Here is a 21,184-nt window from a genome sequence, read left to right as displayed (position 1 = left end):
TGGGGTCAGCGGAGTTCGAGCGCCGACTGGAACGCGGCGAGCGGCTCGGCCCCAGGGGTCAGGGCGTCCGCCACGACCCGGCGCAGCAGGTCGCCGAGGACGGTGTCGGGCAGGGCGTCGAGCTCGTCGAGCGGCAGGGCGGCGACGTCGACCAGGTCGGAGTCGAGGCCAGCGACGGTTTCCGCACCGGTGACGCCCATCAGTCCCTTAGTCCCTCACTACGATGCACGCAGGCACGACCCGATCACGCAGGCACGGCGGGCCGGCGGCCGAAAAATCCTCGACCCCGGTCCGCGACGCGCACATTCTACACAAAACGGTGACGGTTCATCAGATCCGGTGGCCCGCCGCGCAGGGGCTCGGCCGAGGAACCCGCCCCGGCCCCGGCGGTCACGGGCAGAGGCGCTCCACCCGCCAGCCGCCGGGGCCGGCCGGGTCGGCGAGGTAGCGGAGGCGGTCGTGCAGCCGGTTCTCGCGCCCCTGCCAGAACTCGACCTCCTCCGGGACGACCCGGTAGCCGCCCCAGAACGGCGGGACGGGGACGCCCTCGCCCTCGGGGTAGCGGCGTTCCAGGTCGGCGTAGCGCTGTTCGAGGACGGCGCGGCTCTCGACCGGGCTGGACTGTTCGCTGGCCCAGGCGCCGAGTTGGGAGCCGTGCGGGCGGGTGCGGAAGTAGGCGGCGGTCTCGTCCCGGCCGACCTTCTCCACCGGGCCCCGGACGATCACCTGGCGGCCCAGCGCGATCCACGGGAACAGCAGCGCGGCGTACGGGTTGGCGGCGAGCTCGGAGCCCTTGCGGGAGCCGTAGTTGGTGAAGAACACGAAGCCGCGGACGTCGAAGCCCTTGAGCAGGACGGTGCGCGAGCTGGGCCGGCCCCGCTCGTCGGCGGTGGAGAGCACCATGGCGTTGGGTTCCACCACCCCGGCGTCGTCCGCCTCGTGGAACCAGCGGGCGAACTGCCCGATCGGCTCGGGCGCGAGCTGCTCCTCGGCCAGTCCCTCGTGGATGTAGTGCTTGCGCATCACGGTGGGGTCCGGACCGGGGCGGGGCTCGTCGGCCGGGGTCCGGGTGGCGGGGCTCAGGGGCGTCGACTGGGCGCGTTCCGGGGTCTGCACGCCAACATCATCCCGTACGACAAGCAACCGGCACCGCTACCTCCGGACAAACCCCGGTCGGAGATATGGTGACTCGCCACCGCTTGACTGCCCGCCGTACGGGGAATTGTCCGGAACCTGGCGTTTGGTTCCGGGAGTCCCCCGGGCACGACCGACCCTCGACGGGAAAGTCAAGTGGTCCCACGGGAAACATCACCGCGGTGGTGTATGGCGCAATGCACCCCGTGCCTGTCACTCTGGCACCGAGTGCCAACCACGATTCGGTCACTGGAGCGCCGCCCCACCACGGCGGAGCACCGATCGCAGAACTGAAGGAGCCGTCGCATGTCCGATTTCGTACCCGGGCTTGAGGGAGTCGTCGCGTTCGAGAGCGAGATCGCCGAACCCGACCGCGAGGGCGGCGCCCTGCGGTACCGCGGTGTCGACATCGACGACCTGGTCGGCCACGTCTCCTTCGGCCACGTCTGGGGCCTGCTGGTCGACGGCAAGTTCAACCCCGGCCTGCCGGCCGCCGAGCCCTTCCCGATCCCCGTGCACTCCGGTGACATCCGGGTCGACGTCCAGTCCGCGCTCGCCATGCTCGCCCCGGTCTGGGGCCTCAAGCCGCTGCTGGACATCTCCGCCGAGCAGGCCCGCGACGACCTCGCCCGGGCCGCCGTGATGGCACTGTCCTACGTCGCCCAGTCCGCCCGCGGCCAGGGCCTGCCGATGGTCCCGCAGAGCGAGATCGACAAGGCCGAGACGGTCGTCGAGCGCTTCATGATCCGCTGGCGGGGCGAGCCGGACCCGAAGCACGTCAAGGCCGTCGACGCCTACTGGACCTCGGCCGCCGAGCACGGCATGAACGCCTCCACCTTCACCGCCCGGGTCATCGCCTCCACCGGCGCCGACGTCGCGGCCGCGCTGTCCGGCGCGGTGGGCGCGATGTCCGGCCCGCTGCACGGCGGTGCCCCGTCCCGCGTGCTCGGCATGATCGAGGAGATCGAGCGCACCGGCGACGCGACCGCCTGGGTCAAGAACGCGCTGGACAAGGGCGAGCGCCTGATGGGCTTCGGCCACCGCGTCTACCGCGCCGAGGACCCGCGCGCCCGCGTGCTGCGCCGCACCGCCAAGGAGCTCGGCGCGCCGCGCTTCGAGGTCGCCGAGGCGCTGGAGAAGGCCGCGCTGGAGGAGCTGCACAACCGCCGTCCGGACCGCGTGCTGGCCACCAACGTCGAGTTCTGGGCCGCGATCATGCTGGACTTCGCCGAGGTCCCCGCGCACATGTTCACCTCGATGTTCACCTGTGCGCGCACCGCCGGCTGGTCGGCGCACATCCTGGAGCAGAAGCGCACCGGTCGCCTCGTGCGCCCCTCCGCGCGCTACATCGGCCCCGGCCCGCGCCGCCCCGAGGAGATCGAGGGCTGGGACGCCATCGCGCACTGATCCCCCGCCCGAGCGGCCGATCGAACGCCTCTGACCAGCGGGTCCGGCTCCGTCCGGGCCCGCTGTCGGCGTTCCCCGAGCCGCGAAGATCACAGTCTCAGCGGGCGGACGACCGTATCCCGGGCGAGTCCCGCGCCGGTAGGCTGCGCGCGTGGCTCAGATCCAGATCCCCGCTGACATCAAGCCCGCAGACGGCCGTTTCGGCTGCGGACCGTCCAAGGTGCGCCCCGAGGCCCTGAGTGCCCTCGCCGCCACCCAGACCTCCCTGCTCGGCACCTCGCACCGCCAGGCCCCGGTGAAGAACCTGGTCAAGCGCGTGCGCGAGGGCGTGAGCAGCCTGTTCTCGCTGCCGGAGGGCTACGAAGTCGTCCTCGGCAACGGCGGCTCCACCGCCTTCTGGGACATCGCCGCCTTCGGCCTGGTGCGGGAGAAGTCCCAGCACCTGGACTTCGGCGAGTTCTCCTCGAAGTTCGCCTCCTCGGTCAAGGCCGCCCCGTGGCTGGCCGAGCCGACGGTGATCAAGACCGCGCCGGGCACCCACCCGCTGCCGGTCGCCGAGGCCGGCGTGGACGTCTACGGCCTCACCCACAACGAGACCTCGACCGGCGTCGCGATGCCGATCAAGCGTCCGGTGGGCGCGGACGAGGGCTCGCTGGTACTGGTGGACGCCACCTCGGGCGCCGGCGGCCTGCCGGTGGACATCACCGAGACCGACGTCTACTACTTCGCCCCGCAGAAGTCCTTCGCCTCCGAGGGCGGCCTGTGGCTGGCCACCTTCTCCCCGGCCGCCCTGGAGCGCGCCGCCGAGATCGCCGGCTCCGGCCGTTACGTCCCGCCGTTCTTCTCGCTGCCGACGGCCATCGACAACTCGTCGAAGGACCAGACGTACAACACCCCGTCGCTCGCCACCCTGTTCCTGCTGGCCGACCAGCTGGAGTGGATCAACGGCAACGGCGGGCTGGACTGGGCCGTCGCCCGTACGGCTGATTCCTCGTCCCGGCTGTACGCCTGGGCCGAGAAGTCCTCCTACGCGAGCCCGTTCGTGGCGAACCCGGCCGAGCGCTCCCAGGTGGTCGGCACCATCGACTTCGACGAGTCGGTGGACGCCGCCGCGGTCGCGAAGGCACTGCGTGCCAACGGCATCGTGGACACCGAGCCGTACCGCAAGCTGGGCCGCAACCAGCTGCGCATCGCGATGTTCCCGGCGATCGACCCGGCGGACGTCGAGGCGCTCACCCACTGCATCGACCACGTGGTCGAGCAGCTGGCCGGCTGAGCCCTCCGAGGACACGGCTGAGGGCCACCGCCTGCGGGCGGTGGCCCTCTCGCCGTTCCGGGGGGCGTCCCGGCCGTTCGGGGCCGCCCGGCGGACGGGCCCGCCCAGCCGCTCGGGCCCGGGCTACTTGCCGGCCAGCGAGCTGATCAGTACGACGAACAGCAGCAGCACCAGGGTGCCGGAGACGATGCGCATTCGAGTCTTGGGGTCCACGGTCAACGAGCGTACCCCCGGCTCACACCCACACCTCACCCTGGCCCGCCCCGAACCCCCGGCCCCGGTCCGCCCCGCCGGCCCCGCCGGCCCCGGCCCCGACCGGCCCCGTCAGCCCCGGTCGGCCAGCGCCCACGAGCGCAGCGCCTCGTAGTGGGCGAGCCCCCCGGCCGGGTCGCTCCTCATCAGGTGCAGCTCGGCGGCCTCCCACTCCGGCCCCCGGTAGTCCGCCAGCGCCGCCGCCAGCCCCTCCAGCTCGGCCGCCGCGACCCGCTGGACGGCCCGCCGGTGGCCCCGCGAGGAGCCGGTCCGGGCCAGGGTGAGGTGCGGGTGGAAGGCGGAGGTGTCGGCCTCCCCGGTGAACTCGGCGGTGGCCCCGGCCACGGCCTCCGCGAGCCGGCGCAGCGCCCAGGTCCGCCCCTCGACCCCGGCCCAGAGCACCCGGTCGCCGAACCGGCCGGCGCCGGCGATCCGCAGCGGGTGGGCCGGGTGCACCTCGGTGACGGCCGCCAGGGCGGTCTCCAGCTCCGGCAGCCGCTCGGCCGGTACCTGGCCGAGGAAGGCCAGGGTCAGGTGCCGGCCCTCGGCGGTGGTCCAGCGCAGCCGGTCCGCCCCGGGCAGCCGGTGCAGCGGCGCGACCGCGTCGGAGAGTCCCTGGAGCGCCTCGACGGGCGGCAGGACCGCGACGAACAGTCTCATGGTCCTAGCTTCCCTCGCCCGGCCGTTCGGTGTAGAACGGGTGTCCATGAAGATCCGCAACGGGGGTCCCGCGGACGTCCCCGACATCCTGTCCCTGCTCGACGGTGCTGTCTCCTGGCTGGCCGCCGGGGAGCGCACCGGCCAGTGGGGCGACCGGCCGTTCAGCACCGACCGGGCCCGGGTCGACCAGGTCACCTCGTACACCGGGGAGTCGTTCCTGGTCCGCCTCGCGGTGGACGACGAGGGCCGCACGATCGGCTGCTGCGTGCTGGCCGAGCAGCGGGGGAAGTTCGTCCCGGTCTCGGAGGAGCCCGAGCTGTTCGTCCGCCTGCTGGTCACCGACCGCAGCCGCAAGGGCTCCGGCATCGGCGCGGCGCTGATCGCCGACGCGGTCGAGGAGACCCGCCGGCGCGGCCTCGACCTGCTGCGGGTGGACTGCTACGCGGGCGACGACCGCAAGCTGGTCGGCCAGTACCGGGCGCTGGGCTTCACCGAGACCGCGGGCTTCGAGGTCGAGCAGCCGACCGGCACCTGGCTCGGCCAGGTGCTGGAGATCCGGCTCTGACGCGACGTCAGGACGCTTCGGGGTCACACCCCGAGGCGTCCTGACGATCCATCAGCAGGCCGCTGCCAGCTCCGACCTGCGCGCCGGCACGGTCCGCGGCACGACGGCCACCACCCGCCCGCCGCGACCGGGGTGCAGGTCGAACCGCACCCGCAGGTCCGCGCTGCGGGCCAGCACCAGGCCGACCGCGCCGGCCGCCAGCGCGGACACCACGCCGCAGGCCAGCAGGCCCAGCCGGGGCCCGTACGAGGCGGTGACCCAGCCGACGACCGGGGCGCCGATCGGCGTGCCGCCGGTGAAGACCAGCACCAGCAGGCCCATCACCCGACCGCGCATCTCGGGGTCGGTGGACAGCTGCAGCAGGGAGTTGACCGAGGTGTTGAAGCTCAGCCCGAACACCCCGATCAGCGTCAGCAGCAGCGCGAAGGTCCAGTAGTCGGGCGCGAAGGCCGCGACCACCTCCAGGGTGCCGAAGGCCAGGGCCGCGCCGACCAGCCGGCGCAGCCGGGGCGCGCCCCGGCGGGCGGCGAGCAGCGCGCCGGCCAGCGAGCCGACGGCCATCGCGGTGTTCAGCAGGCCGTACTGGCCGGCGCCGACCTTGAAGGTGTCGTGCGCGAACCCGGACAGCAGCGTCGGGAAGTTGAACCCGAAGGTGCCGATGAAGCCGGCCAGCACCATCGGCCAGAGCAGCTCGGGCCGCTCCTTCACGTAGCGCAGGCCCTCGCGCAGCTGGCCCTTCTCGCGGGCGATCGGCTCGGTCGGGCGCAGTTCGGACTCGCGCATCGCGAGCAGTCCGCCGATCACGGCGGCGAAGGACAGCGCGTTGACGGCGAACGCCCAGCCGCTGCCGACCGCGGCGATCAGCAGGCCCGCGACGGCGGGGCCGACCAGCCGGGCGGTCTGGAAGTTGGCGGCGTTCAGGCTGACGGCGTTGGCCAGGTCCTTGGGGCCGACCATCTCGGACACGAAGGCCTGCCGGGTCGGGTTGTCGACCACGGTGACCAGGCCGAGCAGCAGGGCGAAGGCGTACACGTAGTACGGCGTCACCACGCCGCCGACGGTCAGCACGGCCAGGCCGGCGGCGAGCAGGCCCATCGCGCCCTGGGTGTAGATCAGCAGCCGGCGCTTGGGCATCCGGTCGGCGAGCACGCCGCCGAACAGGCCGAGCAGCAGCATCGGCAGGAACTGCATGGCGGTGGTGATGCCGACCGCGAGCGGGCTGCCGGTGAGGCTCAGGACCAGCCAGTCCTGGGCGATCCGCTGCATCCAGGTGCCGGTGTTGGACACCACCTGGCCGGCGAAGTAGTAGCGGTAGTTGCGAACGCGCAGGGAGGAGAACATCCCCCCGGGCCTGGTGAAGCGGGCTCCTGCGGGAGATGCGGCCGGGTGGGTCCGGCGCTGAGCGGCGGGGTCCGCCGCGGTGCGTTCGTCGGGGTCGTCGTCGCCGCTGCCGGGCAGCCCGCTGGGGGCGGGGGCCTGGGCGTCGGCGGCCGCGGTGCGGTCCGCGGCGGGGTCGTTGGTCGGGTCGTCGGTACGGGCGGCGGCGCTGGCTGCGGCCGGCGGTGTCACGGTGGTCTCCCCTCGCGGCGCGACGGCCCTGGCGGGGGCCGTCGCGCTCCTGGTTACGGTGGTCGGTCCTGCGGTGATGCGGGCTCCTTCTCCTCCCGGCGGCCGGCCGGGGTCGGTGTGCCTCGATCTGTACGAGTTACAGGTGGGCGAGCTTGTAGAGCACGGGCGCGGCCTCCCTGAGGACGGCCCATTCCTCGTCGTCGAGCCCCTGGGCGAGCTCGGCGAGCCAGACGTTTCGGCGCCGACGACTCTCCGCGAGGATCGTCTCGGCCTGCTCGGTGCTGCTGACGACCACCTGGCGGCGGTCCTCGGGGTGCGGCTCGCGCCGCACCAGCCCCTTCTCCTCCAGCATCGCGACGATCCTGGTCATCGAAGGAGGCTGCACGTGCTCCTTCCGGGCGAGCTCACCCGGCGTCGCCTTCCCGCACCGGGCGAGGGTGCCCAGCACTCCCATCTCGGTGGGACTCAGCGACTCCTCCACCCGTTGGTGTTTGAGTCGTCGGGAGAGGCGCATCGTGGACGACCGCAGCTGTGAGATCGCTGCGAGGTCCTGCTCGGACATCTCGGGCATCTCTTTAGCTTACGTCATTACTCTCGCTAAGGAAAAACGGGTTCCCACCGCGCCGGAGGATCGGCCGGGTGCCATATTGGTGAGGGGTGATCGTTCCCGCCTCCTGGAAGGGCCGACCAGACATGTCCGACCTCGCCTCCGAGCAACCCGCGCAATCCGCACAGTCCGTGCCGGACGACTCCGGCTTCGCCCGGCTCGCCATGGTCACCATCGACTGCGCCGACCCGGTCGCGCTGGCCTCGTTCTACGGCGAGCTGCTGGGCTGGGAGACCCGTCACGTGGACGAGCACTTCGCGATCCTGGACAACCCGGAGGGCGGCAGCCCGCTGGGCTTCGGCCGGGTGACGGGCTACCGGCCGGAGCCGTGGACCGAGCCGGACGGCAGCAAGCACTTCCACCTGGACTTCTACGTCGACGACCTGGAGGAGTCCACCGCGAAGGCCCTCGCGCTCGGCGCCACCGAGCCGAGCTACCAACACGGCCGCACGCTCAAGGTGCTGATCGACCCGGCCGGGCACCCGTTCGGGCTGGCCCCGCTGGAGTAACGCACCAAGGCGCCCGGAGACCGTGCGCAGGCGGTGTCAGGGCTTGGTGCCGAGATCTTGCAGGCCGCGTAAAGGTCCTTCCTGACCTGGGACTTCACGAAAAGCGCGAACCTTGTGCGACCACCGGGCAGTGGCTACTGTCCCGGGTTGTCAGGGGCATCACCACGCCAGGTCTCCCCTCGGCGGAGCCCCCTCCGCGCCCGTCTGCGCGCGCGTCCCACCCGTTTCCCGGTACCCCCGCCGGCCGGCTCCGCCCACACCTGGCGCCCTCAACCCCTCGTCCAGGGAGCTCAATTGGGTGAGATCCATCATGCCGACCACGGCTGGGTGACACCGGCGGTCTCGTACTTCGTCGCCTGCCTCGGCGCCTTCGTCGCACTGCGCAGCGCCCGCTGGGCACTGGTCTCCAAGGGCCGCAGCCGGGCCGTCTGGCTGCTCTTCGCCTCGACCTCGCTCGGCGCCGGCATCTGGTCCATGCACTTCATCGCGATGCTCGGCTTCTCCGTCACCGGCGCCGAGATCACCTACCAGCCGGGGCTCACCGTGCTCAGCCTGCTGGTCGCCGTCGCGGTGGTCGGCATCGGGCTGTTCACCGTCGGGTACTGGCGGCGCCACCCCGTGCTGTCCCTGCTGGTCGGCGGGCTGACCACCGGGCTCGGGGTCGCCGCGATGCACTACCTGGGCATGGCCGCGATGGTGCTGCCCGGCCGGCTCGGCTACGACCACGTGACGGTCGGGCTCTCGATCGGCATCGCGGTGTTCGCCGCCACGGCCGCGCTCTGGGCCGCCCTGAACATCCGCGGCACCCTCGCGGTGCTGGCGGCGGCGCCGGTGATGGGCGTGGCGGTCTGCGCGATGCACTACACCGGCATGGCGGCGCTCTCGGTCCGCCTCGACGCCTCGCAGTCGACCCAGGGCGGGGTGATGGCGCTGCAGTTCATCTTCCCGCTCGGGGTCGGGCTCGGCTGCTACGTGTTCTTCGGCTCGCTGGCCTTCGCCGTCTCCCCGAGCAAGCCCAGCACCCAGCCGCTGCTCGTCGGCCCGGCGGCCCCGCTGCCCCCGCGGACGCCCCGCGTCCCGCCGCAGCGCCAGCCGCTGAGCCGGACCACCGCCCGGCGCTGAGCCGGGCCGCCGCCCCGCGCCGGGTCGCGGGCGGCCCCACCAGTGACGTCCGGCCGGGCCCCCCACCCCGGCCGGACGTCACTGGCGTACCGCCGGACGTCACCGCCGTACCGCCGGACGTGACCGCCGTACCGCCGGACGTCGCCGCCGGGTTTCAGGGCCGGCCGAGCAGCCCGGTCAGGTGCTCCGGCGTGGCCGCCGGGCAGGCCTTGCGCACGAAGTCCCGCCGCAGCGCGTGGTACGGCTCGCCCGCCCGGTAGAAGTTGGCGTGCATCCGGCGCAGTTCCTCCGCCCGGTACGCGGCCAGCGGCTTGGCCTCCTCGTCCTCGGCGCGGCGGCGCTTCTTGTCCACCAGCCGCCCGGTGAGCTCGGGCGAGCCGGCCAGCCGGGCGGCCTCCCGGGCCGTCCAGCGGCGGAACTCCGCCGCGTCCCCGCCGGCGGTGCGGTCCACCAGGCCGATCCCGCGGGCGTGTGCGGCCCCGACCGGCAGCGCCTCGGTGGTGAGCCGCTCGGCCTGCTCGGCGCCGACCCGGGCGGGCAGGGTGTACGTCCAGTACTCGGAGCCGTACAGGCCCATCAGCCGGTAGTGCGGGTTGAGCACCGCCGACTCCCGGCACCACACCTCGTCGGCGGCCAGGGCCAGCATCAGTCCGCCGGCCGCCGCGTTCCCGGCCAGCGCGGCGACGGTCAGCTTGTCGTCGGTGGTCAGGATCGCCTCGACCAGGTCGTCCATCGCGTTGATGTTCTCCCAGGACTCCAGCGCCGGGAAGGCCGCACCCTCGATGACGTTGAGGTGGATCCCGTTGGAGTAGAAGTCCCGGGGCGCGCCCAGCACCAGCACCGAGGTGGGCCGGTCGGCGGCCGCACGGTAGGCGGCCAGCAGCCGGCGGCACTGCTCGGTGCCCATCGCCCCGCCGGCGTGGCCGAATTCGAGGAAGCCGACCTCGCCGTCCTCGTGGTAGCGCAGCTCCGACCAGGTGTCCCGGCGGGCGGCCTGCTCCGGGGTCACCGGCACCTCGCGGACCCGGTGCAGCTCGTCGGCGAGCACCGTGGCGGCGGGCAGTTTGAAGGTGACCGGCCCGCCCGGGGTGCGGCGCGGGCGCAGCTGGGGGATCCAGACCGCGCCGTCCACGGTGGCCCGGCAGATCGCGCCGTCCCGGGTGGCGAGCACGGCGCCGGGCTCGGGGCCGCGCAGTTCGTCCTCGGGGTGGCCGCCGTGCAGGAAGAACTCCCGCCCGTACAGCTCGTCCAGCACGCCCGGCTGGGAGTCGGCGGCGCGCAGCTTGCGCAGCACGGTGGCGGTGTCGTCCTGCTGCCAGTCGATCCGGCGCGCCTCCTGGCGCAGGAAGGGCCGCAGTTCGCCGCGCACGTCGGGGCGGGCGTAGTCCAGCGGTTCGGGGGTGAACAGCCCGCCCTCGTACCGCTGGACGGCCAGCAGGACGGCCTCGACGGCGGCGTCCGCGACCTCGCCCCGGTACAGCTCGCTCTTGCCGCACTCGGGGACGGGGAACTCGACGGAGGCCCAGATGTCGCCGGCGTCCATCTCCTCGACGGCCTGCAGCACGGTGACGCCCCAGCTCCGGGCGTCCTCGGTGATCGCCCAGTCGAGCGAGGAGGGGCCGCGGTCGCCCTTCGGGCCCGGGTGCACGATCAGGACCGTCCGGGTGGACCAGATGTCCGCCGGGACGGCCCTGGTGAGCATCGGGCAGACGATCAGCTCCGGGTCGACCCGGGCCACCGCCTCCCTCATCTGCTCGTCGCCGAGGGCGAGTTGGACGGCGACCTGGTGGCCGCGCTCGCGCAGCTCGGTGTGGACGCGCTGGGTCAGGCTGTTGAACGCGGTGGCGATCAGGAGAATGCGCACAGGGGGCCTCCGGGCAGGGACTGCGGGTCGCGCGGAGGCGATGAAACCAGGGCATGGACACGTAATGGTCACGTTCCGCGCCTCGGCGCCCCACTCTCACGCACCCCGCACACCTGTGCCCCCGGCGTGGCCCCGCTTCGCCGGATCTCCCCAGCCCCTCCCCGGAGTTGGACTGGCGCGCCGGAGCTGGACCAGCGCGCGGACGGGAGGCTAGGGCGTGTCTGACAATTCGCGTCGGATCAGCGTGCGGCGTTGGGGTGCGTGCATCGCAAGGCGGAGGAGGGAGTCCATGCGGAGCATCGGCGACCGACGACAACGCGGCGAGGTGCGTGCCCCGGCGTCGCGCGCCCGGCGGGAATTGTCAGACACGCCCTACCGCGGGAAGGCCCGGCGGGCCCGCCAGGTGGTGTGCTCCCGGGAGACGGCGTCCTCGGCCTCGGCGGCCAGCCGGGCCCAGCGCTCCTCGGCGTCCGGCGTCCTGAGGTCGAGGTCGGAGAGCTGGTTGCCGACGTTCTCCAGCTCGCGCGCGGCCAGTTGGTAGGCGGCGGCCAGCGGGCGCAGCTGCTTGAGCTGGGTCCAGGCGATGATCGCGGCGGCCGCGGCCGAGCTGGCGCCGAAGATGTGCACCTCCAGGGCGCCGGTGGCCTGGGCGATCGCCGCCGCCGCGCCGATGATGATCAGCGTTGCGATGCCGAGCCCCCAGGAGACCGCCTGGGACTCGCAGGACTCGGCCCGGGAGCGGTACCAGGTGCGCTGGCCCTCGACCCGGGTGCGCAGGTAGAGGGTGCGCCGGGCGACGAGGCTGTCGGCCCGGGCGCGCCGCATCTCCTCGGTGATCTCCGGGACGCTGCCGGGCGGCACGATCTCCGGGTCCTCGAAGGCCCGCAGCACGTCCTCGACCTGGAGCAGGTAGCCGCGGTCGGCGTCCGGCGATTCGGCCTCGCCACCGAACGGCCGGGCCCGGACGCTGTACTTCCAGGCGAGCGTCTTGACCGACTCGGCCGCCGCCCGCGCCTCGTACCACCGGCCCTGCGGGTTGCCGCGGCGCAGCCGGGACCAGAAGTAGCCGGCGATCAGGAAGGCGGCCACCGAGAACAGTGGCTTGATATCGCTGTCGCCCTTGTGGTCCGGGCCCGGGAGCGAGCCGATCAGTGCGGCGACCACCAGCATGGCGATCAGGCCGCGGTGCCAGCGGAGCGTCTCGCGCTGTCCGTCCAGCGAGGCCTTGTCCGCCCGCCAGAACAGTTCCGGCAGCAGTCGCCCCTCGACGCCCCCGGGCGGATCCTGTTGCACCATCGGTCGAGTCCCCTCCCCGTCTCCGTCCAGCCAGTATTCCCGCCGCCAACTGCCCTACACGGTCGCCTTTTTGACACCTTCCGACCGTCGGTGATTGCCCCACCCGCCGGTAACCGATACAACCGGTTACATGCCGCTGCACTGGAAGCTCGTCATCGACTGCGCCGACCCGCACCGCCAGGCCGCCTTCTGGGGCGCCGCCCTCGACTACACCGTCGAGGACCACGCCACCCTGATCGCCCGGCTGCTGGACGCCGGCGCGATCACCCCGGACGCCCTCACCGAGGTCGACGGCAGCCCCGCCTGGCGCACCCTCGCCGCCGTCCGCCACCCGGAGGACCCGTACGACCCCGCCTCGGACACCGGCCTCGGCCGCCGGATCCTGTTCCAGGCCGTCCCGGAGCCCAAGCAGGACAAGAACCGCCTCCACCTCGACATCCACCCCGGCCCGGGCGGGCGCGCGACCACCGTCGCCCGCCTCGAAGCCCTCGGCGCCACCGTCCTGCGCGAGGTCGCCGAACCCGGCGGCGCCTGGACGGTCATGCGGGACCCGGAGGGCAACGAGTTCTGCGTGCACTAGGAACGCCGCGAGGGCCCTCCCCGCCGGTGCGGGGAGGGCCCTCGGGAGCCGTACGGCCGTACGGCCTTCGGGCGCGAGCCGTCAGAGCAGGCCGAAGGCCGGCATCAGGTAGTAGAAGGCGAAGACCGCCGCCACCGCGTAGAGCGGCACCGGCACGCTGCGGCCGCGGCCGGCGGCCAGGCGCAACACGCAGAAGGCGATGAAGCCGAAGCCGATGCCGTTGGTGATGGAGTAGGTGAACGGCATCATCACGATGGTCAGGAAGGCCGGGATCGCGATGGTGTAGTCGGCCCAGTCGATCTCCTTGATCGAGTTGGCCAGGATCAGGAAGCCGACCGTGACCAGGGCCGGGGTGGCGGCCTGGGCGGGGACCATGGTGGCGAGCGGGGTGAGGAACAGTGCCACCACGAAGAGCAGGCCGGTGACGATCGAGGCGAAGCCGGTGCGGGCGCCCTCGCCGACGCCGGCGGTGGACTCGACGAAGCAGGTGTTGGCGGAGGCGGAGGTGGCGCCGCCGGCCGCGGTGGCGATGCCGTCGACCATCAGGATCCGGTTGATGCCCGGCAGGTCGCCCTTCTCGTCCAGCAGGTGGGCCTCGTCGGCGACGCCGAGGATGGTGCCCATCGCGTCGAAGAAGCAGGACATCAGCACGGTGAAGACGAACAGCACGCCGGTGAGGACGCCGACCTTCTCGAAGCCGCCGAACAGGCTGACCTTGCCGACCAGTCCGAAGTCGGGGGCGGCGACCGGGTTGCCGGGCCAGGTGGGGACGGTGAGGCCCCACTTGAGCGCCGGGACGTCGGCGACCTTGTCGATCACCAGGGCGAGCACGGTGGAGGCCGCGATGCTGATCAGGATGGCGCCGGGCACCTTGCGGATGACCAGGACCAGGGTCAGCAGCAGGCCGAACACGAAGACCAGTACCGGGAAGCCGAGCAGGTGGCCGTTGCCGCCGAGCTGGAGCGGGACGGTGGTGTGGGCGGCGTCCGGGATGCGGCTGACGAAGCCGGAGTCGACCAGGCCGACCAGGCTGATGAACAGGCCGATGCCGATCGCGATGGCCTTGCGCAGGCCGAGCGGCACGGCGTTCATGACCCGCTCGCGCAGGCCGGTGGCGACCAGCAGCATGATCGCGAAGCCGGCCAGCACCACCATGCCCATGGCGTCCGGCCAGGTCATCCTGGGCGCGAGCTGGAGCGCCACGATGGTGTTGACGCCGAGTCCGGCCGCCAGGCCGATCGGCACGTTGCCGATCACGCCCATCAGCAGGGTGGTGAGACCCGCGGTGAGGGCGGTGGCGGTGACCAGCTGGGCGCTGTCCAGGTGGGCCCCGGTCATGTCCGTGGCGCTGGCCAGGATGATCGGGTTCAGCACCAGGATGTACGCCATGGTGAAGAAGGTGGCGACACCGCCGCGGATCTCGCGCGGCAGGCTGGAGCCGCGCTCGCTGATCTTGAAGTAGCGGTCCAGGGCGCCGGTGGGGGGCGTGGGCGCGGGTTCCGCGGGTTCGGGCGACTCGGTGGTCGGCTGGACCACAGGCATGCGTGCGTCCTCTGTGGGGGAGCTGAGGAGGGGGAGAACGCCCGTGGCGACGGTGGCCGGGCGTGGACCTTCAAGTATGGTTTCCCGGTCGCACACGCGCTATCTTCGCGCGTAGAGCCCGCCCCTGACCGACCGGGCGCCCGCCACACTCCTCGAAGCCCCCGCGCCCCGTACGCTAGGCCCCATGCCCAAGACGCCGCTGCACCCCTCGCCCCCTCCGCTGGAGGCCAATGACGTCGCCATCGTCGGCGCCGGCACGGTGCTGTGGTTCGTCGCCTTCGTCGCCCTGCTCCCCTTCCAGGGCACCCTGTCCGACCACGGCCACGGCACCTGGCCGTGGATCTGCCTCTCCGGCGGCCTGCTCGGCCTGATCGGCCTCTGGTACTGCCGCGCCCGGCGGGACGCGATCGCCCGCAGCCGCGCCGCCGAGGCGGCCGCCGCCGAGCAGGTCGCGGACGGCGGCACGGACGGCGGCACGGACGGCACCGGGGGCGGCACCGGCCCTGCCACCCAGTCGGACTGAATAGTCCTTTAGTAGCACGCACCGGACATAAGGCGCCCGTAGAGTCGGTGCCATGACGCAGCCCGCCCAGCCCGCGGAAGAGCAGCAGCCCGCCGACGGAGACCGCCCCGACGGAGCGCACCCGCTCGGGCTGCTGCCCGGCCGGCGCGGCGGCCTGACGGCCGCCGAGGTGGCCGAACGGGTGGCGAAAGGGCAGGTCAACGACGTCCCGGTACGGTCCAGCCGGTCGACCGGGGAGATCGTCCGGGCCAACGTCTTCACCCGCTTCAACGCCATCATCGGCATCATGTTCGGGATCATCCTGGTCGTCGGACCGCTCCAGGACGGCCTGTTCGGCCTGGTCATCGTCGCCAACACGGCGATCGGCATCATCCAGGAGCTGCGCGCCAAGAAGACCCTGGACAGCCTGGCCCTGATCGGCGAGGCCAGGCCGCAGGTCCGCCGGGACGGCGCCGTCCAGCAGGTCTCCGTCTCCGGGATCGTCCTCGACGACACCGTGCTGCTCGGCATCGGCGACAAGGTGATCGTCGACGGCGAGGTCACCGAGGCGGACGGCCTGGAGATCGACGAGTCGCTGCTCACCGGCGAGCCCGACCCCGTCCTCAAGCAGCCCGGCGACCAGGTGATGTCCGGCAGCTTCGTGGTGGCCGGCGCGGGTGCGTTCACCGCCACCAGGGTCGGCCGGGAGGCCTACGCGGCCCAGCTGGCCGAGGAGGCCAGCAAGTTCACCCTGGTGAAGTCGGAGCTGCGCAGCGGCATCAACAGCATCCTGCGGTTCATCACCTACCTGCTGATCCCCACCGCGATCGGTCTGATCATCAGCCAGCTGGCCGTGGAGGGCCGCGACTGGCGCGAGGCGGTGCGCCGGATGGTGGCGGGCATCGTGCCGATGGTCCCCGAGGGCCTGGTGCTGCTGACCTCGGTGGCCTTCGCGATCGGCGTGATCCGGCTGGGCCGCCAGCAGTGCCTGGTCCAGGAGCTCCCGGCGATCGAGGGCCTGGCCCGGGTGGACACCGTCTGCCTGGACAAGACCGGCACCCTCACCGAGGGCGGCATGGACGTCATCGACCTGCGGCTGATCGCCGACGGCGGCTCCGCCCCGGTGGACCGCGACACCGTCCAGCACGCGCTCGCCGTGATGGCCGGCGCCGACGCCCGCCCCAACCCGTCCATGCAGGCCGTGATCGACGCGTACGGGCGCGGCGACGGCGCCGGCCCGGGCGGCCGCGCCTGGCGGGTGATCGAGGCGATGCCCTTCTCCTCGGCCCGCAAGTGGAGCGGCGTGCAGCTGCTGGAACCCCAGGGCGGCGAGGCCAGCTGGCTGCTCGGCGCCCCGGACGTCCTGCTGCCCGCCGGGCACCCGGCGCTCGCCGAGGTGGACGAGCTGGGCGCGAAGGGCCTGCGGGTGCTGCTGCTCGGCCGCACGCCCGTCCCGCTGGACTCCCCCGACCCGGCCGCCGGACTGACCCCGCTGGCCCTGGTGGTGCTCCAGCAGCGGCTGCGCGCGGACGCCGCCGACACCCTGCGCTACTTCGAGGGCCAGAACGTCCGGGCCAAGGTGATCTCCGGGGACGCGGCGGTCTCGGTCGGCGCGGTGGCCGGTCACCTCGGACTGCCCGGCGCGGACCGCCCGGTGGACGCCCGCACCCTGCCGAAGGACCCGGAGCAGCTCGCCGAGACCGCCGACCGGACCAGCGTCTTCGGCCGGGTCACCCCGCAGCAGAAGCGCGAGCTGGTCGGGGCGCTGCAGTCCCGCGGCCACACCGTGGCGATGACCGGCGACGGCGTCAACGACGTGCTGGCGCTCAAGGACGCCGACATCGGCGTGGCGATGGGCACCGGCTCGGACGCCACCAAGGCGGTCGCCCAGATCGTGCTGCTGAACGACTCCTTCGCGACCCTGCCCTCGGTGGTCGCCGAGGGCCGCCGGGTGATCGGCAACATCGAGCGGGTGGCCGGGCTGTTCCTGGTCAAGACGGTCTACTCGGTGCTGCTGGCGCTGCTGGTGATCTTCACCCACTCGCCGTACCCGTTCCTGCCCCGGCACTCCACCGTGCTGTCCACCCTCACCATCGGCGTGCCGGCCTTCTTCCTCGCCCTCGCCCCCAACAACGAGCGGGCCCGCACCGGCTTCGTGAAGCGGGTGCTGCGGCTGGCGATCCCGGGCGGCGCCATCGCCGGCACCGGCACCTTCGTCGCCTACGCGCTGGCCCGGGCCGACCACGCCACCGACCTCAAGGCCGACACCAGCGTGGCCACCCTGACGCTCTTCCTGATCGCCATCTGGGTGCTCGCCATCGTCGCCCGCCCGTACAACTGGTGGCGCCTGCTGCTGATCGGCACCATGGGCCTCGCCTTCGCCCTGGTGCTGCTGGTGCCGTTCCTGTCGGACTTCTTCGAGCTCTCCCTGGTCGGACAGCGCGACCCGTGGACGGGCGTGGCCATCGCGGTGGTCTGCGGCGTCGTCCTGGAGCTCGCCTGGGGCTGGATGAAGCGCCGCGGCATGGAGTGACCGGCCCGCCGCGGCACGGAGCGACCCGCCCGCCCCGGCCCCGTCAGCGCCCTTAGCATTTCCCCGAGAGGGGGTGCCCGATGGCACGCAAGGGCGGGGATCTGGAGGCGTTCATCGCCTTCCTGGGCGGATTGCTGGCGGCCGGGCTGACGGCGCTGGCGATGGCGGGGGTCGGCCTGACGGTCAGGCCGACCCCCGCGGTGAAGGCGGCGGCGGTGGTGACGCTCGGCGCGGTCTGGCTGACCGTCACCACCACCGTCTACCTGCGCCTCAGGCCGCGCGACCGCTGAGCCGCGCGACCGCTGCCCCGCCCGACCGCAGAGCTCGGGCCGCGCGGTGACCGGGCTCAGCCCTCGAAGTCCCGGGCCGCGGACAGCTCGTACGCCCGGTCCGGCTCGCTGAGCGCGGCCAGCACCTCGAAGCGCCGGTGCCACTGGCCGACCGACCAGGCGAGCCCGGCCGCCAGGCCCTCCGGGGTGGCGGCGTGCAGCAGCCCGGGCACCGGCGGGACCTCGAACTCGTCGTCCTCGTCCCCGGCTTCGGCCAGCTCCGGGTCGTACGGCGGCTCCGGGGCGTCCGCCGCGTGGTCCCAGCGCCAGTCGACGGCGGCCTCGCCGCCGTCCGGACCGACCACCAGCAGCTCCTCGTGCTCCTCGTAGGCGACCGGGCAGCCGGGCAGCAGCTCCCGCACCACGGCGGGGACCCGGTGCAGCACGCCCTCGGAGAGCACCCGCCCGCCCGCCACCTCGCTGGCCAGCGACACGTGCAGCCGCTCGGCGAGGTCCGCGGCGAGCGCCGGCGCGACCGGCAGCAGCGGGTACGGGTGCAGCAGTTGGACCAGGTCGGGGGCGTCCGCGACGACCGCCTCGGTGGCGTCCACCACCACCGTGTGGTCCGGGCGGCGCCCGGTGGCCGGGTCCAGCGGCGGCAACGCCCGCACCACGTCCAGCGGTTCGATCCGCTCCCGGTCGACCCGGGCCAACGCGCTGTGGATGCCGTGCAGTTGGCGGTGCCCGACCTCGGCGGCCGGATCGGTGAGCCGGTCCAGCACCTCGTCCGGGCCGTGCAGCTCGGCGAGCAGCGCGGCCAGCGTGGTGCGCACCCCGAGCGCGTGCAGGAACTGGTCGTCCAGGGTGGTGCGGGCCTCGTCGTACAGGCCGCGCAGCAGCGGGTCGGCCCCGGCGGCGCGCAGCCCGGCGGGCTCCCGGCCGCCCAGCACCGGGTGGTCTCGCAGCCACCAGGCGGTGTACGGCGGGAGGTCGGCGTAGGTGCCGTCGGGCAGCAGGGTGCGCACCGGGTTGACCACGGCGTCCCGGTACGGCGGGCGGGCGAGCGCGGCGAGCGCCTCGGGCCAGGCGTCGTCGTCGACCAGGTCGAGGTCGCGCACGGCCAGCAGTTCGGCGGCCACCGGCGGGACACCGATCACCTCGTCGGCGTTCAGCGCCTCCAGGGCGTCCTCGGCCCACTCGGCGAGCCCGTCGGGGGCCTCGTCCAGCAGCCCGGTGGGGTGGCCGCCGGCCGCCCGGTCGGCGGGCACGGTCGGGTCGAGCCGCTCCAGATCGTCCGGGTCGAGCACCACGTCCTCGGCGCGCACCAGCACGAAGTCGGCCAGCACGCCGACGGCGGCCAGCACCTCGGCGCCCCAGCGCTCCAGCAGCTCGTCGTCCACCCAGCCGGCGTCCTCCTCGCGGGCGAGGGCCGCGAACGGGCTGTCGGGCAGCACCAGTTCGCCCGCGCGGGCGGGCTCGCCCTCGTCGTCCAGCAGCGCCAGCCGGGCCAGCCAGGGGTGCTCGCCGACGGCCGGGGCGGCGGCCTTCACCAGGGCCAGGACGGCGTCGGCCAGTTCCAGCGCGGCGTCCAGGTCGTCGTCGGCCAGTTCGTAGGAGCGGGCGACGGCGGCCCGCACCTCGGGGGTGTCCAGCACCCCGGCCGGGGTGGCGGTGCCGGCGCCCAGCTTGGCCAGCAGCGGGTGGGCGGCCTCGGGGTGGGCCAGCCGCAGGTCGAGCGCGGCGAGCGCCCCGGCCAGCGACTCGGGGTAGCCGGGGAAGGCCGCCCAGTCGGCGTCCTCGGAGGGCAGCAGGACCCGCCGGGGCCCGGTGACGGTCCGTCCGTCGGCGAGCGGCACGGGCAGCGCGCCGAGCGCCTCCGGGTCGGCCGCGCCGAGCGCCGCGTACAGGTTGCGCCACCAGGCCGGGTCGCGGTCCAGGCCGCCGAGCTGGTCGACCACCTCGGCCAGCGGCACCCGGCGCACGTTCAGCACCCGCAGCTCGGTGCGGCGCTCCAGTCCGGCCGGCAGCAGGCCGGGGAAGATCGGCGCGAGCGCCTCCACCACCGAGCCGTCCGCGCCCTCCAGCAGCGTGGCGTCGCGCGGCCGCAGCGCGGGCGTGCCCTCCTCGACGCCGCCGGGGTGCGGCAGGAACGGCGTGCCGGGCAGCCGGGAGAGCACGGCCGCGCGCAGCGCGTTGTCCAGCGCGCCCTGCCCGAGCGGCCCGGGGACGAGGCCGAGCGAGCCGAGGTCGGCGCCGCGGGCGCGCAGCAGGTCGGTGTAGCTGTCGGCGGCGCGCTCGGTGAGGAAGTCGGTGAGCGCGCCGGGGGCGATGTGCCGGCGGGTGGAGTCCAGCGGGTAGGAGGCGATCAGCAGCGCGGGCAGGCCGATCGGCTCGTCGCTGGGGGTGGGCGCGTGCAGCACCGGCGCGATGGCGGGCCGCTGCGGGGTGCCGTCCTCCTCGACCGGGACGGCCCAGGTCACCGTCCAGTACGGGCGGGCGCGTTCCTCGGTGGGCCGGTCGGTGAGCAGTTCGGGGTCGAGCCGACCGGTGGCGCCGGCGGTCTGCCAGAGGGTGCGCCGCAGCCGGCCGCCGCCGTCGTCGGTGACGGTGACCTCGGTGACGCCGTCCGGGCGGGGCTCGGCGGCGCTGCGGGTGAGCGTCCGGGTGCCCTCCGGGGTCTCCACCACGACCTCGGACAGGCCGGGCAGGGTGAGCAGCAGGGCGTCGTCGACGGCGGCCAGCAGACGCCGGGTCAGGTCCTCGGCGGCGGCATCGCGCAGCGGCAGCACCACCACGGTGTCGTAGCCGTCCGGGGCCGGGCCCTCGGCGGCGAACGGCAGCCGCAGCAACGGCACGTGGCCGTCCCGGCGGCGCAGCTCGTCGGCCAGCGCGGGCTGTGCCTCGGCGAGCGAGCGGGCCTCGCCCAGCGACCAGCGCACCCCGCCGGCGGCGCCGAGCACGGCGGGCTCGTCGGTGACGGCGAGGACGGCGGCGAAGCCGACCCCGAACCGGCCGACGGCGGGCTCCTCGCCGCGCTTGGAGGAGGCGCGCAGGGTGGACAGCGACTCGACGGCCGCCGCGTCCAGCGGGGCACCGGTGTTGGCGGCGGCGAGCACGCCGTCGGCCAGGGTCAGCCGCAGCCGCCCGGGGCCGCGCCCGGCCCGGACCGCGGCGTCGGCCGCGTTCTGCGCCAACTCGACCACCAGCCGGTCGCGGTAGCCGCCGAGCGCCAGCTCCTCCTCGGCGTTGGCGTCCTCCCGGAACCGGGCCGGGGAGGCGACCCAGGCGTCCAGCACCCGTCGGCGCAGCGCGGCGCTCCCGAACGGGTCCGCGAGGTGCTCGTCCGTGCCGCTGCCGATGATCCGAGGTTCCACGGGACCTGCCACCTTCCGCCGCCCTGTACGTCGTAGGGCATTCTTCCCTGCCCCACTGACTGCTCCCGACCACCGCCCGGTCCGGGGGGCGGCGCGGGGCCCGGCCGGGCGCGGGAATCCGCA

At 73.8% G+C, this 21,184-nt stretch carries 18 protein-coding genes; 9 read left to right on the top strand and 9 right to left on the bottom strand.

The window, feature by feature from the left end; genetic code table 11:
• Nucleotides 1–5: 5 nt before the first annotated feature.
• Nucleotides 6–200, bottom strand: a complete 195-nt coding sequence (gene fxsA, locus ACZ58X_RS14250) for an FxSxx-COOH cyclophane-containing RiPP peptide (protein ID WP_350504982.1) — start codon at nucleotides 198–200, stop codon at nucleotides 6–8.
• Between the two features lie 190 nt (nucleotides 201–390).
• Nucleotides 391–1,023, bottom strand: a complete 633-nt coding sequence (gene pdxH / locus ACZ58X_RS14245; protein WP_470334112.1) for a pyridoxamine 5'-phosphate oxidase — start codon at nucleotides 1,021–1,023, stop codon at nucleotides 391–393.
• A 417-nt stretch (nucleotides 1,024–1,440) separates the two neighbouring features.
• On the opposite strand from pdxH, the gene ACZ58X_RS14240 reads away from it, so the two are divergent.
• Together ACZ58X_RS14240 and serC are read left to right on the top strand one after the other, a co-directional pair.
• Nucleotides 1,441–2,541 carry a citrate synthase 2 gene (locus tag ACZ58X_RS14240; RefSeq protein WP_470333940.1) on the top strand — a complete coding sequence of 367 codons (1,101 nt, stop codon included), beginning with the start codon at nucleotides 1,441–1,443 and terminating at the stop codon, nucleotides 2,539–2,541.
• A gap of 151 nt (nucleotides 2,542–2,692) precedes the next feature.
• Complete coding sequence (serC, locus tag ACZ58X_RS14235) at nucleotides 2,693–3,817, top strand: phosphoserine transaminase (protein WP_470333939.1); 1,125 nt, start codon at nucleotides 2,693–2,695, stop codon at nucleotides 3,815–3,817.
• A gap of 324 nt (nucleotides 3,818–4,141) precedes the next feature.
• Here serC and thpR read toward each other — a convergent pair whose 3' ends face one another.
• Entirely contained in the window at nucleotides 4,142–4,729 is a 588-nt protein-coding gene (gene thpR / locus ACZ58X_RS14230) for an RNA 2',3'-cyclic phosphodiesterase (protein WP_470333938.1), read from the bottom strand.
• A gap of 46 nt (nucleotides 4,730–4,775) precedes the next feature.
• Here thpR and ACZ58X_RS14225 point away from each other — a divergent pair, with 46 nt between their 5' ends.
• Nucleotides 4,776–5,294, top strand: a complete 519-nt coding sequence (locus ACZ58X_RS14225; RefSeq protein ID WP_470333937.1) for a GNAT family N-acetyltransferase — start codon at nucleotides 4,776–4,778, stop codon at nucleotides 5,292–5,294.
• A gap of 51 nt (nucleotides 5,295–5,345) precedes the next feature.
• Here the strand turns inward: ACZ58X_RS14225 and ACZ58X_RS14220 are convergent, their stop codons facing one another.
• Nucleotides 5,346–6,635: an MFS transporter gene (locus ACZ58X_RS14220; protein ID WP_470334111.1), complete on the bottom strand. Its 1,290-nt coding sequence runs from the start codon at nucleotides 6,633–6,635 to the stop codon at nucleotides 5,346–5,348.
• Between the two features lie 364 nt (nucleotides 6,636–6,999).
• A complete protein-coding gene (locus ACZ58X_RS14215; RefSeq protein ID WP_360239300.1) occupies nucleotides 7,000–7,434 on the bottom strand; it encodes a MarR family winged helix-turn-helix transcriptional regulator in 435 nt (144 codons plus the stop codon).
• Between the two features lie 122 nt (nucleotides 7,435–7,556).
• Here ACZ58X_RS14215 and ACZ58X_RS14210 point away from each other — a divergent pair, with 122 nt between their 5' ends.
• Both ACZ58X_RS14210 and ACZ58X_RS14205 read left to right on the top strand, forming a co-directional pair.
• Nucleotides 7,557–7,979 carry a VOC family protein gene (locus ACZ58X_RS14210; protein WP_360239303.1) on the top strand — a complete coding sequence of 141 codons (423 nt, stop codon included), beginning with the start codon at nucleotides 7,557–7,559 and terminating at the stop codon, nucleotides 7,977–7,979.
• A 294-nt stretch (nucleotides 7,980–8,273) separates the two neighbouring features.
• Nucleotides 8,274–9,101 carry an MHYT domain-containing protein gene (locus ACZ58X_RS14205; protein ID WP_470333936.1) on the top strand — a complete coding sequence of 276 codons (828 nt, stop codon included), beginning with the start codon at nucleotides 8,274–8,276 and terminating at the stop codon, nucleotides 9,099–9,101.
• 154 nt (nucleotides 9,102–9,255) lie between these two features.
• Here ACZ58X_RS14205 and ACZ58X_RS14200 read toward each other — a convergent pair whose 3' ends face one another.
• Together ACZ58X_RS14200 and ACZ58X_RS14195 are read right to left on the bottom strand one after the other, a co-directional pair.
• Entirely contained in the window at nucleotides 9,256–10,965 is a 1,710-nt protein-coding gene (locus tag ACZ58X_RS14200; protein WP_470333935.1) for a hydrogenase maturation protein, read from the bottom strand.
• A gap of 372 nt (nucleotides 10,966–11,337) precedes the next feature.
• Nucleotides 11,338–12,261 carry a DUF4231 domain-containing protein gene (locus tag ACZ58X_RS14195; RefSeq protein WP_470333934.1) on the bottom strand — a complete coding sequence of 308 codons (924 nt, stop codon included), beginning with the start codon at nucleotides 12,259–12,261 and terminating at the stop codon, nucleotides 11,338–11,340.
• A 130-nt stretch (nucleotides 12,262–12,391) separates the two neighbouring features.
• Between ACZ58X_RS14195 and ACZ58X_RS14190 the strand changes: the two genes are divergently transcribed.
• Nucleotides 12,392–12,841 carry a VOC family protein gene (locus ACZ58X_RS14190; protein WP_470333933.1) on the top strand — a complete coding sequence of 150 codons (450 nt, stop codon included), beginning with the start codon at nucleotides 12,392–12,394 and terminating at the stop codon, nucleotides 12,839–12,841.
• An 81-nt stretch (nucleotides 12,842–12,922) separates the two neighbouring features.
• Here the strand turns inward: ACZ58X_RS14190 and ACZ58X_RS14185 are convergent, their stop codons facing one another.
• Nucleotides 12,923–14,383, bottom strand: coding sequence for an NCS2 family permease (locus ACZ58X_RS14185; protein WP_470333932.1), 1,461 nt, complete (start codon nucleotides 14,381–14,383; stop codon nucleotides 12,923–12,925).
• 184 nt (nucleotides 14,384–14,567) lie between these two features.
• On the opposite strand from ACZ58X_RS14185, the gene ACZ58X_RS14180 reads away from it, so the two are divergent.
• From ACZ58X_RS14180 to ACZ58X_RS14170, 3 genes are all read left to right on the top strand, one after another.
• Entirely contained in the window at nucleotides 14,568–14,906 is a 339-nt protein-coding gene (locus ACZ58X_RS14180; RefSeq protein ID WP_470333931.1) for a DUF2530 domain-containing protein, read from the top strand.
• Between the two features lie 52 nt (nucleotides 14,907–14,958).
• On the top strand, nucleotides 14,959–17,418 hold the full coding sequence (locus ACZ58X_RS14175; RefSeq protein WP_470333930.1) for an HAD-IC family P-type ATPase: 2,460 nt from the start codon (nucleotides 14,959–14,961) through the stop codon (nucleotides 17,416–17,418).
• 80 nt (nucleotides 17,419–17,498) lie between these two features.
• On the top strand, nucleotides 17,499–17,708 hold the full coding sequence (locus tag ACZ58X_RS14170) for a hypothetical protein (protein ID WP_470333929.1): 210 nt from the start codon (nucleotides 17,499–17,501) through the stop codon (nucleotides 17,706–17,708).
• Nucleotides 17,709–17,764: 56 nt separating this feature from the next.
• Here the strand turns inward: ACZ58X_RS14170 and ACZ58X_RS14165 are convergent, their stop codons facing one another.
• Entirely contained in the window at nucleotides 17,765–21,061 is a 3,297-nt protein-coding gene (locus ACZ58X_RS14165) for a sacsin N-terminal ATP-binding-like domain-containing protein (protein ID WP_470333928.1), read from the bottom strand.
• Nucleotides 21,062–21,184 lie beyond the last annotated feature (123 nt).

The sequence above is a fragment of the Kitasatospora sp. NPDC040550 genome (assembly GCF_055594965.1).
Note: the sequence above shows the minus strand (reverse complement) of the source record. Positions and strands in the feature narration are given on the sequence as shown.